The sequence below is a fragment of the Geotalea toluenoxydans JCM 15764 genome (assembly GCF_001311985.1).
In the GTDB taxonomy this organism is placed as follows: domain Bacteria; phylum Desulfobacterota; class Desulfuromonadia; order Geobacterales; family Geobacteraceae; genus Geotalea; species Geotalea toluenoxydans.
Window position 1 is genome coordinate 89,998 of sequence record NZ_BBCJ01000002.1, and the last position, 13,030, is coordinate 103,027.

The 13,030-nt window shown below is 54.4% G+C and carries 13 protein-coding genes and 5 pseudogenes; 14 read left to right on the forward strand and 4 right to left on the reverse strand.

What is annotated here, in order from left to right:
* The first annotated feature begins 75 nt into the window (after positions 1-75).
* From hisH to JCM15764_RS01710, 14 genes and pseudogenes are all read left to right on the forward strand, one after another.
* Complete coding sequence (gene hisH, locus JCM15764_RS01655; protein ID WP_054691931.1) at positions 76-702, forward strand: imidazole glycerol phosphate synthase subunit HisH; 627 nt, start codon at positions 76-78, stop codon at positions 700-702.
* A 23-nt stretch (positions 703-725) separates the two neighbouring features.
* A pseudogene (gene hisA / locus JCM15764_RS01660) lies at positions 726-1,461 on the forward strand (1-(5-phosphoribosyl)-5-[(5-phosphoribosylamino)methylideneamino]imidazole-4-carboxamide isomerase).
* A pseudogene (hisF, locus tag JCM15764_RS01665) lies at positions 1,455-2,215 on the forward strand (imidazole glycerol phosphate synthase subunit HisF). The pseudogenes hisA and hisF overlap by 7 nt, the downstream one beginning before the upstream one ends.
* Positions 2,216-2,295: 80 nt before the next feature.
* Entirely contained in the window at positions 2,296-2,625 is a 330-nt protein-coding gene (locus JCM15764_RS01670; RefSeq protein ID WP_054691934.1) for a phosphoribosyl-ATP diphosphatase, read from the forward strand.
* Between the two features lie 127 nt (positions 2,626-2,752).
* A complete protein-coding gene (gene rpsU / locus JCM15764_RS01675; protein WP_012645788.1) occupies positions 2,753-2,950 on the forward strand; it encodes a 30S ribosomal protein S21 in 198 nt (65 codons plus the stop codon).
* An 11-nt stretch (positions 2,951-2,961) separates the two neighbouring features.
* Positions 2,962-3,405: a GatB/YqeY domain-containing protein gene (locus JCM15764_RS01680; protein WP_054691937.1), complete on the forward strand. Its 444-nt coding sequence runs from the start codon at positions 2,962-2,964 to the stop codon at positions 3,403-3,405.
* A 115-nt stretch (positions 3,406-3,520) separates the two neighbouring features.
* Positions 3,521-4,030, forward strand: a complete 510-nt coding sequence (locus JCM15764_RS01685) for a CvpA family protein (RefSeq protein WP_054691940.1) — start codon at positions 3,521-3,523, stop codon at positions 4,028-4,030.
* A gap of 104 nt (positions 4,031-4,134) precedes the next feature.
* The gene (gene dnaG / locus JCM15764_RS21155) at positions 4,135-5,094 is read left to right on the forward strand and encodes a DNA primase (protein ID WP_243688147.1); all 960 of its coding nucleotides are present in this window, start codon (positions 4,135-4,137) and stop codon (positions 5,092-5,094) included.
* Positions 5,095-5,207: 113 nt separating this feature from the next.
* Entirely contained in the window at positions 5,208-5,420 is a 213-nt protein-coding gene (locus tag JCM15764_RS21160; RefSeq protein ID WP_243688179.1) for a hypothetical protein, read from the forward strand.
* A gap of 8 nt (positions 5,421-5,428) precedes the next feature.
* Positions 5,429-5,821, forward strand: a complete 393-nt coding sequence (locus JCM15764_RS21165; protein ID WP_243688148.1) for a hypothetical protein — start codon at positions 5,429-5,431, stop codon at positions 5,819-5,821.
* Positions 5,822-5,847: 26 nt separating this feature from the next.
* Positions 5,848-7,607: pseudogene (gene rpoD, locus JCM15764_RS01695) on the forward strand (RNA polymerase sigma factor RpoD).
* Positions 7,608-7,688: 81 nt separating this feature from the next.
* Positions 7,689-8,355 (forward strand): annotated as a pseudogene (gene queC, locus JCM15764_RS01700) (7-cyano-7-deazaguanine synthase QueC); the annotation flags it as partial.
* A 98-nt stretch (positions 8,356-8,453) separates the two neighbouring features.
* Positions 8,454-9,227 (forward strand): GTP cyclohydrolase FolE2, encoded by a 774-nt coding sequence (folE2, locus tag JCM15764_RS01705; protein ID WP_054692127.1) that lies wholly within the window; start codon positions 8,454-8,456, stop codon positions 9,225-9,227.
* 92 nt (positions 9,228-9,319) lie between these two features.
* Entirely contained in the window at positions 9,320-10,009 is a 690-nt protein-coding gene (locus tag JCM15764_RS01710) for a TIGR04282 family arsenosugar biosynthesis glycosyltransferase (protein WP_243688149.1), read from the forward strand.
* Here the strand turns inward: JCM15764_RS01710 and JCM15764_RS21170 are convergent.
* The 4 genes and pseudogenes from JCM15764_RS21170 to JCM15764_RS01725 form a co-directional block, all read right to left on the reverse strand.
* Complete coding sequence (locus JCM15764_RS21170) at positions 9,985-10,206, reverse strand: ACT domain-containing protein (protein ID WP_243688150.1); 222 nt, start codon at positions 10,204-10,206, stop codon at positions 9,985-9,987. The two genes, JCM15764_RS01710 and JCM15764_RS21170, sit on opposite strands and share 25 nt — an antisense overlap.
* Positions 10,193-11,253: pseudogene (gene ilvA, locus JCM15764_RS27660) on the reverse strand (threonine ammonia-lyase). Before ilvA ends, JCM15764_RS21170 begins: the two are co-directional and overlap by 14 nt.
* A gap of 35 nt (positions 11,254-11,288) precedes the next feature.
* A complete protein-coding gene (locus JCM15764_RS01720) occupies positions 11,289-12,251 on the reverse strand; it encodes a cation diffusion facilitator family transporter (RefSeq protein WP_054691947.1) in 963 nt (320 codons plus the stop codon).
* A 27-nt stretch (positions 12,252-12,278) separates the two neighbouring features.
* Entirely contained in the window at positions 12,279-13,025 is a 747-nt protein-coding gene (locus JCM15764_RS01725) for a hypothetical protein (protein ID WP_054691950.1), read from the reverse strand.
* Between the last annotated feature and the right edge of the window lie 5 nt (positions 13,026-13,030).

The window sequence follows — 13,030 nt, forward strand, 5'->3', positions numbered from 1 at the left end:
GGGTGAGGAGTGAGGTGGGAGGCGTTAAAGCCTTTCCCTCCCTCCGTTCTCCTCACCCCTCACAGGTTTTCAACAATGATAGCTATAATCGATTATGGCATGGGCAACCTTCGCTCGGTGCAGAAGGCATTTGAAAAGGTCGGTTTTGAGGCCACCGTAACCTCGGATCCAAACGTGGTGCTTGAGGCGGACAAGATTGTCTTGCCAGGGGTCGGAGCATTTCCTGATTGCATGCGCAACCTGGAACAGGGGGGATTCATCGATCCCATCCTCAAGGTAATCGCCGATGGGAGACCCTTTTTCGGCATCTGTCTCGGGTTGCAGCTCCTCTTTACCGAGAGTGAGGAATTCGGCCTCCACCGGGGACTCGACGTCATTCCAGGCAGGGTGCTGCGCTTTCCGGAAGGGCTGAAAGAGAAAGGCGAGGAACTGAAGGTGCCGCACATGGGCTGGAACCAGCTGACACTGTGCAGGGAATCACCGGTTTTCGAAGGGATCGATGACGGCACCAACGTCTACTTCGTCCATTCCTATTATGTGAAGCCGGACGACGAGAAGGTCGCGGCCGCCAGTACAACCTACGGCATGGATTTTTGTTCCGCCATCTGCAAGAATAATGTGGTCGCCACCCAGTTCCATCCCGAGAAGTCCCAGGAGAAGGGGCTGCAGATATTGAAGAATTTTGCCGGACTCAAGGCATAAACTACTTGTCCCCGAGGAAATAGATGATAGTCATACCTGCCATTGATCTGAAAGAAGGGAAATGCGTCCGACTTGAGCAAGGGCTCATGGACGTGACACGGTATACAACGACAACCCTGCTGCCCAGGCGCTTGCATGGGAAGCCAAAGGGGCGGAACTGCTCCATATCGTCGATTTGGACGGCGCCTTTGCCGGCAAACCCAAGAACAGGGGGGCCATCGAGGCCATTGTCAATGCCCTGAAGATCCCAACCCAGCTGGGTGGCGTATCCGCGACCTGGCCACCATCGAGGCCTATTTTCGCATGGGGGTCGGCCGGGTGATCATCGGTACTGCCGCCCAGCGCAATCCGGAACTGGTGCAGGAGGCCTGCAGGAAGTTTCCGGGGCGAATTGTTGTCGGCATTGATGCCAAGAACGGCATGGTGGCGGTCCAGGGTTGGGCCGAGGTGACCGGGGTGACGGCGATCGATCTGGCGAAGAAATTCGAAGGGTTCGGCGTTGCTGCCATTGTCTACACGGACATCAACCGTGACGGCATGATGCAGGGTCCCAACATCGAGGCGACCAAGGCGCTTGCTGAGGCAATTGATATTCCGGTGATCGCATCCGGTGGAGTATCGACGCTTCGGGATCTGGAAAATTTAATGGCTGTGGAAACTGCAGGGATCAGCGGCGCCATTACCGGCAAGGCCATCTACTCCGGCGCCATCGATCTTTCCGAGGCTGTAGCCCTGACCAAAAGGGGTGTTGCATGCTGACGAAGCGTATCATCCCCTGCCTGGACGTTAAAGGTGGACGGGTTGTCAAGGGGGTCCAGTTTCTCGAGTTGAGAGATGCCGGGGATCCGGTGGAGATAGCCGAGATCTATGACCGACAAGGGGCCGATGAACTGACATTCCTCGATATCACCGCCTCCAGTGACGCCCGTGATATTATCATCGATGTGGTTCGCCGCACGGCCGAGAGGGTGTTCATGCCGCTCACCGTAGGGGGCGGGGTCAGGACCGTCGATGACATCCGCCGCTTGCTCAATGCCGGCGCCGACAAGGTTTCCATCAATACCGCAGCCGTTCACCGTCCTGAATTCGTCAAGGAGGCTGCTGAACGTTTTGGTTCACAGTGCACGGTGGTGGCCATCGACGCCCGCCGCGTGCCCGGTGAGGACCGTTGGGAAGTCTATACCCATGGGGGACGCAATCCCACTGGTATCGACGCTGTCGAATGGGCCCAGCGCATGGAGCATACGGCTCCGGCGAAATCCTTCTTACCAGCATGGATTGCGATGGCACCAAGGATGGTTATGATCTCTCCCTGACCAGGTCGGTAGCCGATGCCGTTGGGATACCGGTTATTGCCTCCGGTGGTGTTGGGAACCTGGAGCACCTTTATGACGGTTTTACCAAAGGGGGGGCAAGTGCCTGTCTGGCCGCATCAATCTTCCACTACCGGGAGTACACCATTCAAGAGGCCAAGGAATACCTGAAGGGCAAAGGGGTGCCGGTACGGCTTTAAACAGTGATTGGTGATTGGTGATTGGTGATTGGTGATTGGTGACATTTGACGGGTGAGGAGTGAGGAGTGAGGAAGGAAAAATGAATGACATGAATGACGATATCTTGCAGGCTGTCTACCGGGTGATTCTGGAGCGCAAGGCCAATCCTTCCGAACAGTCATACACGGCTTCTCTCATGGCCAAAGGGATCGACAAAATTCTGAAGAAGCTGGGAGAAGAGGCAACCGAGGTGGTGATAGCCGGTAAAGGGGGGGCGCGTGAAGAGATCATCTATGAAACCGCCGACCTTTTTTTTCACACCCTGGTCCTACTGGGATATTGTGGTATAAATCCTGATGAGATATACGATGAACTGCGACGCAGGTTCGGTATGTCGGGAATTGCCGAAAAGGAATCCCGTGACAGGTGAAAAACCGTTAAAGTTTTTCCTTGACATTATAGTGACGGGTGCTATTATGCATAGTCCTTGTAAATAGTCTGCCGGCCTTAACCTTGATTTATAAGTAAATTTATATACAGGAGGGAGGGGAACATGAATGCCGGGAGTAAGGGTAAAAGAAGCTGAGCCGTTTGAGCTCGCCTTGAAAAAATTCAAGAAACAGTGCGAAAAAGCGGGAATTCTGTCTGAAGTCCGCAAAAGAGAGCACTACGAAAAGCCTAGCATCAAAAAGAAGAAAAAGGCAATTGCTGCTCGCAAGAGAGCCTTGAAAAAACAGCGTAAGATGATAGATTAAGAGGGTTTTATATGTCTTTACGGGAACGGCTTAACGATGAACTGAAGACTTCGATGAAGTCAAAGGATGATCTCAAGCTGTCCGTAATCCGTATGGTTCGCTCGTCAGTAAAGAACCGGGAAATCGATCAGCAGCACGAGCTGGATGACCGGGAAATTATTGAGATCATCAGTACACTTTGCAAACAGCGCAGGGAATCCATAAGACTCTTTAGGGAAGCAAAACGTCAGGACCTTGTGGATAAGGAAGAAAAAGAGTTGGCGCTGCTTCAGGAATTTCTGCCGCAGCAGCTTACTCTTGAAGAACTAGAAAATCTTGTCAGAAAGACAATTGTCCAATGCGGCGCCCAGGGGTCCAAGGATATGGGCCGGGTCATGAAGGCCCTGCAACCGAGCGTTGCAGGTCGCGCAGACGGCAAATTAGTCAGCGATGTGGTCAAGGAACAGCTGGCCTGAGCTATGGCAAGGTCCAGATTCCTCTGACGACCAGCGGACTTTCAGGTGGGGGCGATTCTCGTAATTGCCCCTACTTTTACTTTATGGCTAGGAACTAGCGGCATCGGGTATTTGAATGATCCTTCTTGATATCCTTATCTGGGCCTTTCTCATCGGTTTTGTCGTAAAAGGTTTCATGAAAGGTCTGGTGGGAGAGGCCTGTTCTCTCCTGGGCCTGGTGACGGGAGGCTGGGCAGCCTTCAGATATTATTCATATATTGCAGAAGCAATCAGACCGTTTATTCACCTACCTCAGCGTGTGGCGCTGGTCCTGTCGTTTTTCCTAATATTCCTTGTTCTCGGACTGCTTTTCTATCTTCTCGGACACCTGCTGACTGCAATTTTGAAGATCATGCTGCTGGGTGGACTGAACCGCGCCGGCGGCATAGTCTTCGGTTTTCTCGAAGGCGCGTTTATTCTCTGCATGGTTCTTTACCTGGCAACGACCAAGCCGGCTCCTGAATTGATAAAAGGATACCTGCTGCGATCGGGAACAGCCCGGCCCTTCATTTCGTCGGGCAGGGAAATAATTTCTGGCTGGGACAGTGCTGCAGCCCATGGGAAAGGGGCGAACCGGCACAATTAGTTTGACGGTAACATGAAGGTTCAAGATGTCGATGATCCCCGACGATAAGATTAATGAGGTAAGAACGGGCGTCAATCCTGGAGATTGTTTCCGATTACGTCAGCTTGAGGAAATCAGGCGCAAATTATCAAGGGATCTGCCCCTTTCATGGGGAAAAGACTGGATCGTTTAACGTCAATCCGGCACGGGGCATCTTTCATTGCTTTGGTTGCGGAGTTGGCGGCAATGCCATCTCCTTCATCATGAAGATAGAGGGTCTTTCCTTTCCTGAAGCGGTCAAGTTCCTGGCGAAGCGCGTTGGAGTCATCATTGAAGAGCGTCCGCGCACGGCAACGGAAAAACGGCAGAGCGATGAACGGGAACTGCTGTACCGGATAAACGAACAGGCGGCAAAATTTTATCGCCGGTTGTTGCTTGGTGATCCGGCAGGCGAAGCCGGCCGTCGATACCTGGAGCAGCGCGGGGTTGATTCGGCCACCTCAGAGGCATATGCCATCGGTTATGCCGCTGACAAATGGGACAGCCTGACCAAACATCTGGAGCAGCAGCGGGTGCCCCTTGATCTGGCCGAGAAGTTGGGTTTGATCAAGCGACGTGAAGGCGGGCGCTATTACGATGCCTTTCGCAATCGGCTTCTCTTTGTCATAGCCGACATGCATGGCCGGCCGATCGGCTTTGGTGGCCGGGTCCTTGATGATTCGCTGCCGAAATACATTAATTCGCCTGAGTCTCCCATTTACCACAAGAGCGAAGTGCTGTTTGGCCTGAACCTTGCCAAGCACGCAATGCGGGAGAAGGGCAATGGCATTATCGTCGAAGGTTACTTTGACCATCTGGCCCTCTACCAGGCCGGCATAAAAAATGTGGTTGCCACCTGCGGCACGGCGTTGACGACCGGGCATATCAAGGTGTTGCAGCGCTATGCAAGCAAAGTTTTCACCCTGTTTGACGGGGACAGCGCCGGCAGGAAAGCCACCCTTCGCAGCATGGAGCTTTTCCTGGATGAAAGGCTTTCTGCCAGTGTCATTGAGCTGCCTCCGGGGACGACCCTGATACTTTTCTGAAAACTCAGGGCAATGGCGCCTTTGCCGATCATCTGGCCAAAGCGAAACCCATATTCGAGTTCTTCTTCACCGAACTCCTCGGTCAGTACGATAGTGGAACCGTCGAAGGGAAAATCAGCGTTATTGAAGCCTTGACGCCGCGCCTGATGAAGATTGTCAACCCCATAGAGCGGGAGCTGTACATAAAGGAAATATCCCGGAAACTGGGGGTGGATTCTCGTCAGATGCAGAAGAAGATCGGCCGGTCACCCATTTCCAGTGCCGATCTTGCCGCACCGAAGGAACGGACCAAACCGAGAAGCAACAAGGTCCGGAAGAGACGCTGATTTCACTTATGGGCAAATATGCCGGTGTTATCAAGCGGGTCCGCGATTATGGTGCGGCCAATCTGTTCTCCGCCGACCTTCTGCCGATAGCAGAAGCCATCATGGCCCAGAATGACTCTGAAACCGGTATCGACTGGGCGCTGCTCCTTGAGCAGGTCGATTCCACCGAAGAGCGCAGTCGGCTTGCCGGCATCTTCATGGATGACGATCACCTGGACGAGATCGATGCCAATAAGGCCTTTGATCAGTGCCGCATGAGCCGTGACCGGTCAATGTTGAAGGATGGGGATGTCAAGGAGTTGAAAAAGGAACTGTCCCGACTGGATTCGGACTCGGAGCGCTACTGGGAAATATTAAGGAAGTTGGATACCTTGCGAAACAAAAAATCGCAATTACTATAGATATACAGCTGCAATGAGGTGGTGTAATGGCTAAGAAAAACATGGATGAAGTAAAACAGCTGATCGACCTGGGCAAGGAGAAGGGCTTCCTCACCTATGAAGAGGTCAATGATCTTCTTCCCCCCGATATTGTCTCATCCGAACAGATCGATGATGTCATGAGCATGTTCGGCGATATGGATATTGAAATAGTCGATTCGGCGCAGAAGGTGAAGATCCCCAAGGTCAAGCTGGACTTGGAGGATGAAGAGGAAATGGAAGGGGAGCAGGAAGAAGTTGAGTTCGAGCCTGGCACTTTAGGCCGGACCAGCGATCCTGTGCGTATGTACCTGCGGGAAATGGGTTCCGTGTCACTTCTGACCCGTGAAGGGGAGGTGGAGATCGCCAAGCGGATTGAAGTGGGTGAAAGGGATGTGGCCAGTGTCATTCTCAACACGCCGATCACCGTGAAAGAGGTAATTTCCCTTGGGGATAAGCTGCGCAAGTTCCAGATTGCCGCCATCGAGATCAGTAAAGAGGTTGAGGAGGAGGAACTGGAGGAAGGTGAAGAGGATGTCCAGGCAAACCGCCTGCTGGCAACCATCGATGAGATTCGCGACCATGACCGGCGCATGGAGGAGATCTTCCTCTCCCTTGAACAGACCACCCTGTCAGCCAAGGAACGCGAGGCGCTATTGGCAGAACAGCAGGACTTCAAGGCGAAGCTGGCGGAACTGCTGAAATCCCTGCGTCTCAAGGACCGCCACATAGAAAAGATCTCCCAGCGGCTGAAGGAGCTTTCCCACAAGGTCGACAAGATGATGCATGAGATTGCCGATCTGGAGAAGGAAGCAGGTGTTTCCTCGGCAGATCTGGCGGCTATGCTGGGAAAAATGGCCAAGAGCGCCGACGAGGAGAAAAAGGTCCTGAAGAAATTGGGCATCTCCCTGGAAGATGTGCAGAAGCTGGAAAAAAGATTCAAGAGCGCTGAAAGAAAACTTAAAAAGATCGAACAGGAGTCGGGTTTCAAGGCTTCCGAGCTGTCGACGGCATTGCAGGCCATCGAAGAGGGGGAGCGGAAAGCCAAACTGGCCAAGTCGGAGCTGGTTGAAGCCAACCTGCGTCTGGTCGTCTCCATAGCCAAAAAATACACCAACAGGGGCCTGCAGTTTCTCGACCTGATCCAGGAAGGCAATATCGGCCTGATGAAGGCGGTGGACAAGTTCGAATACCAGCGGGGCTATAAGTTCTCCACCTATGCCACCTGGTGGATCCGTCAGGCCATTACCCGTGCCATAGCCGATCAGGCCCGGACTATCCGTATCCCGGTGCACATGATCGAGACTATCAACAAGCTGATCCGCACCAGCCGCCAGCTGGTCCAGGAGATCGGCCGCGAGCCTTCGCCGGAGGAGATCGCCGAGCGCATGAGCCTGCCCCTGGACAAGGTGCGCAAGGTGCTGAAGATCGCCAAAGAGCCTATTTCCCTTGAAACTCCCATCGGTGAAGAGGAAGATTCCCACCTTGGCGACTTTATCGAGGACAAGGGGGTCGTTTCTCCGCTTGAAGCGGTAATCAAGGCGAATCTCTCCGAGCAGACCTCCCGGGTGCTTTCCACCCTTACCCCACGGGAGGAAAAGGTCCTGCGCATGCGTTTCGGTATCGGCGAAAAGAGCGACCATACCTTGAGGAGGTGGGACAGGACTTCGAGGTTACCCGGGAAAGGATCCGCCAGATCGAGGCCAAGGCGCTGAGAAAGCTGCGCCACCCGAGCCGGGCGAAAAAGCTCAAGAGTTTCGTTGAATAAGAATTGTACCAGGCCGCACCGTCCAGAACGGCGCGGCCTTTTTAATAGCAGGGAAGGTCTCCACTGCAGCGAGGTTAAGGGATGAAAAAGAAAGCAGTAGTTCTCTACAGCGGTGGTCTTGACTCCACTACTTGCATGGCAATTGCCCGTGAAAAGGGCTTTGAGCCTATGCCATGAGCTTTGACTATGGCCAGCGGCACTCCGTGGAGTTGGCGACGGCCAAGGCCAACGCAAAGACAATGGGGGCCGCTGAACACCTGGTGGTCAGCTTCGACCTGCGCAAAGTCGGGGGAAGCGCACTGACGGCCGACTTGGATGTGCCGAAAGAAGGTGTCGGGGCGGGAATCCCGGTAACCTATGTCCCGGCAAGAAATACCATTTTTCTTTCCTTTGCCCTGGGCTGGGCAGAAGTGCTTGGCGCCTTCGACATCTTTATTGGCGTAAATGCACTTGATTACTCGGGTTATCCCGATTGTCGTCCTGAATATATCGCAGCCTATGAGGCAACGGCCAATCTGGCCACCAGGGCTGGAGTTGAAGGGACTGGCAGATTTGTCATTCATGCTCCACTCATTGCCATGACCAAGGCAGAAATAATCCGCAAGGGTCTTGCCCTCGGTGTGGACTACGGCAAAACCCATTCCTGCTATGACCCTACCCCCGAGGCCATGCCTGTGGCCTCTGCGATTCATGTCGCTTGCGTCTGAAGGGCTTTGCCGAGGCAGGTGTGACTGATCCGGTCCCATATGCAGTGAGGAGCAAGAAGTGAGGAGTGAAGAGAAACAACCAATGAAGGTAAAACAAATGACTACCTCACCCATCACCCATCACCCCTCACCCGACGGTATGCCGGACATGCAGAAATCCCGCGATAACCGCAATATCCCCATCAGCAAGGTTGGGGTCAAGGATATCTCCTATCCGATCGTCGTCATGGACAAGAACAAGTCCATCCAGCATACCGTTGCCCGTATCAACATGTACGTCGACCTTCCCCATCACTTCAAGGGAACGCACATGAGCCGCTTCATCGAGATCCTCAACGTCTACCGGGAAGAGATTGCCCTGGACAAGATGGAGGCCATGCTGCAGAAAATGAAGGAAAAACTAGGAGCGAGCACCGCCCATCTGGAGATAGAATTTCCCTATTTCATCGAGAAGAAGGCCCCTGCTTCGGGAGCCAAAAGCCTGATGGAATATACCTGCGAGTTCAGCGCCAGCCTTGCCTCCGACTTCGACTTCGTTCTCGGCGTCAGGGTGCCCGTTACCTCCCTCTGTCCTTGCAGCAAGGAACTTTCCCGGTATGGCGCCCATAACCAGCGCAGCATCATGACGGTCAAGGTCCGTTACCGTGAGTTCATCTGGATCGAGGATCTCATCGAGATCGTTGAAGGGTGCGGTTCCAGCCCTGTTTACTCACTGCTGAAGCGTGAGGATGAAAAGCTGGTTACGGAAAGGGCTTACGAAAACCCGAAGTTCGTCGAGGACATGGTGCGTGAGGCAACCGAGAAGCTTCTCTCCATGGACAAAATCACCTGGTTCTCCGTGGAGGCAGAGAACTTCGAGTCAATTCACAAACATTCAGCCTATGCCGCCATAGAGCGGGATAAGATGGCCTGAATCTGGTTGTGGATAAATCTGTTGAAAATCCCGGAAATTGTGGATAAAGCTAAAATTTTACCAGCTCATTAGTGAGTGTTGAGGCCTGCAATTTGACGAAAAAAGCCCTCCTCATCTTTGCCAAAGAGCCTGTGGCAGGAGAGGTGAAAACCCGCCTCATACCATATCTGTCGCCAGAAGCCGCTGCCGAATTATACCGCTGCATGCTTATGGATACGCTGTCCAAGACAGCTACGCTCAAAGACGTGGACCTCTTTCTTTTTTACCATGGAGGTGCGGAGGCGGCTGCCTATTTTGATGGGTTGACAGAGGGCATGAATTTTCTGCCCCAGAGCGGTGGCGATCTTGGCGATCGGATGAAGCGCGCATTCAGGCAAGTCTTTGAGCTTGGCTACGGCAGTGCAGCGGTTATCGGGACAGATTCGCCGGATCTGCCCCTTGCCTACATCGGGGAGGCATTCCTCAAGCTGGAAGATGAGCACGTCCAGGCAGTCTTCGGCCCCAGCCATGACGGAGGTTATTATCTGCTGGGACTGAAACGGCTGCATGGGGAACTTTTCCAGGGAATTGCCTGGTCCAGCAGCACGGTACTGGCTGACAGTCTTGCCGCGGCTGGAAAAGGGGGCATTGGCGCGGCGCTCCTGGCACCGTGGCACGATGTGGATACCGCCAACGACCTGCTCAGACCTGAGCTTTTGGAATCAGCTAACGGCGCTGAACTGACGCGTGCTTTTCTCCTTGGCAGGATGAGTCCGGATCATTTCAATACCTCCAGTCCATAGCCCCGCTTATCCAGATATTCAACGGTCTCCCGGATATGCTCGAACCCCCGCGTTTCCAGTTCCAGCAGGACTTCCGTCTTGCCGATGGGAAGTGCTTTAGAACGCCGGTCGTGGGTGATGAGCGAAATGTTTGCGTTGGTGGCTGCGATATCCGCTGACAGCCTTGCCAGCGAGCCTGGCACGTCATCCAGTTCCACCTTCAGCTTCAGATAGCGGCCGGCGGCTAAAAGACCTCGCTCCACCACGATGGAGATGGTCTTGACATCGATATTCCCACCTGAAAGCAGGCATACCGTCTTCCCCGTCAGCATCCACCTTGCCGTTCAAAAGTGCAGCCAGCGTAACAGCGCCGGCGCCTTCCACCAAGAGCTTGCTTCTCTCCAGCAGAGATACGATTGCCTGGGCGATCTCTTCCTCCTCAACCAGCACCACTTCGTCCACCAGCTTTCCAATGATGGGAAAGGTGTTCTTGCCGACCTTTTTCACGGCGATGCCGTCGGCCAGCGTCACCTTAACCGGGGTATCGGCGATTGCCCCCCGTTGCAGCGAAGCATGCATGGATGGGGCGGCAACCGACTCGACGCCGATGATCCGCACCTGGGGACGAGTCTCCTTGATGGCCGAGCTATGCCGGCGATGAGCCCACCACCGCCTATGGGGACGAGGATGTTGTCCACGTCAGGCAGTTGTTGGAGGATTTCCAGGCCGATGGTCCCTTGGCCCGCCATTACCAGCGGATCGTCGAAGGGATGAACGAACAGTGCCCCCGTCTCCTTTTGGGTCAGGAGAGCGGCTGCATATGCTTCGTCGAAGTTTTTTCCAGTCAGCACCACCTCTGCTCCGTAATCCCTGGTGGCAAAGACCTTCTGGGGCGGGGTGCTTTCCGGCATGAAAACGACCGCTTTAACTCCGAGCAAATCGGCGGAAAAAGCAACTCCCTGGGCATGGTTGCCTGCCGAGGCGGTAATTACCCCCTTTTCCAGCTTGGTCCTCGGCTGTGCCGTCATAAAATTAAGAGCGCCGCGGATCTTGAAGGAGCCCGTCCGTTGCAGGTTCTCACATTTGAGGAAGACCTGTGTACCGATTTTCTCTGTGAAATAATGGGAATGGATCAGTTCGGTGCGGCGCACCCTTTTTTTCAGGCGGTCATCCGCTTCATGGATCAGGCTGTATTCAAGCATGGAGGGAAACTCCGAAGTGAAAAACAGTTGCGGGGGCTGGTCTGCTGTGTTGCCGTCCTTCATACCGGCCGACCCATGACGTTTTTCAATCAATATCGTTAATGGTGATGGTGACCGTGGCTGCAGGCGCCGTGGTCATGGCTGTGGACTGCACGGGGACGATGGCGCATTTCCTTGATAATGGGGCCTTCGATACATTTTGTGCACTCGGCCTGCAACGTGGTATGGGATATGTGGTAGCGTTCGAAAAGAAGCTCCTCAATGCGGCGCAGTACGGCTGTCTGGTCATCCTTGTAGTCGGGCAGGATGTCAACGTGGGCCGACAGGGCCAGGATATGGGAGCAGATGGTCCAGACGTTCAGGTGGTGAACGCTGTTGACTCCCTCTATGGTGCGGATCGCTTCCGATACCTGGGTGATACTCATGTTCCGCGGCACTCCTTCCAGCAGGATATGGACGGATTCCCTGATGACGCGCCATGAACCCCAGAAAATGACAAAGCCGATGCCTACGGATACAATTGCATCCAGCACATACCAGCCGGTGAAATACATGATCACGCCGCCGGCAATAACCCCGACGGAGGCGGCGGCATCACCGATAACATGGAGGAAGGCGCTGTGGACGTTGAGGTCGTCGTGGGAGTGCTGATGGAGGGCCGAGGCGGACAGGAGATTCATGGCCAGGCCGACCAGGGCGATGATGAACATGGGGAGGCTCTTCACCTCTTCTGGGTGAAGGAACCTCCCCCATGCTTCATACATGATGCCGAAAGCGATGAGGAGAATCGAAACGCCGTTGATGAACGAGGCGAAGACCTCGGCCCGGTGCCAGCCGAAGGTGCGGGTTTCGGAAACGGGCATAGCAGCAAGCCTGATCGCTCCCAGGGACAAAAGCAGGGCGAACAGGTCGAGGAAGACATGGGCCGCATCGGATAACAGGGCCAGGGAGTTGGTCCAGATGCCGCCGGCCACCTCGGCCACCAGTGTCAGGGAAGTCAGGACGATGGCATATTTGAACCTGCCGGCAATGCTTTTATCCAGATGGGCTTCTGCGCTCATGTCCGTTCCTGTTGAAAACTATCAATATTAAAAGCTGACCGCTGCCTTCAGTGAATAAATGGGGCGCGCTGCGTACTCAACCTCGGCGGTGATGCCCAAAAGCGGCAGCGGGGTCAGCTTCAGCCCGCCGAAGACGCGGGGCTGCCAGATCTTTTCGCTTGTGAGACCCGGGGAAAGGGTCAGTAGATTGCCCTTTGCCTTGCTGTCGATCCAGACAGCGCCCGCACCGGCATAGGGGGTGACCAGAACGAAACCCTTGCTGATAGAAGCGTCGACGCCGACCGTCTGCAGGTCCAGATCGCCGACACCTGCCAGCTTGGTGTAGGTGGCGCGGATGCCGAGGGCGGGAGATACGGTCGTTCCTTCCAGGATTGCCTTGCTGATCTCGGCGCCATAGAGCTTGATGTTGCTGTCCGGGACATAGGAATACATGGCGCCGACGTCGATGCCGAAGGGAAGGCCCTTGCGGACGCGGATTTTCGGCAGGTAGAGATAGGAAGGAGCATTACCATTAAAGGCGTTTTGCCAATAATTGTTAGTTCCATCTTTCTTAATGGAAACGGCGGACACTTCGATTCCTGCATCGAAACCGGTGATGCCCAGCGGCTCTGCAGGGGCGGTATTTCTGTAGGCCATGGCCGTGCCGGCTTCCTTGGTCAAATGCTTGAAATCATCCTGCGTGAGTCCCGAGCTGAAACTGATGTCCCTTGCTGCAGCACTGCCGGCCATAAACAGGCCCAGGCATAAAACCAACAAAGAAATACGCTTAACCATTGCTT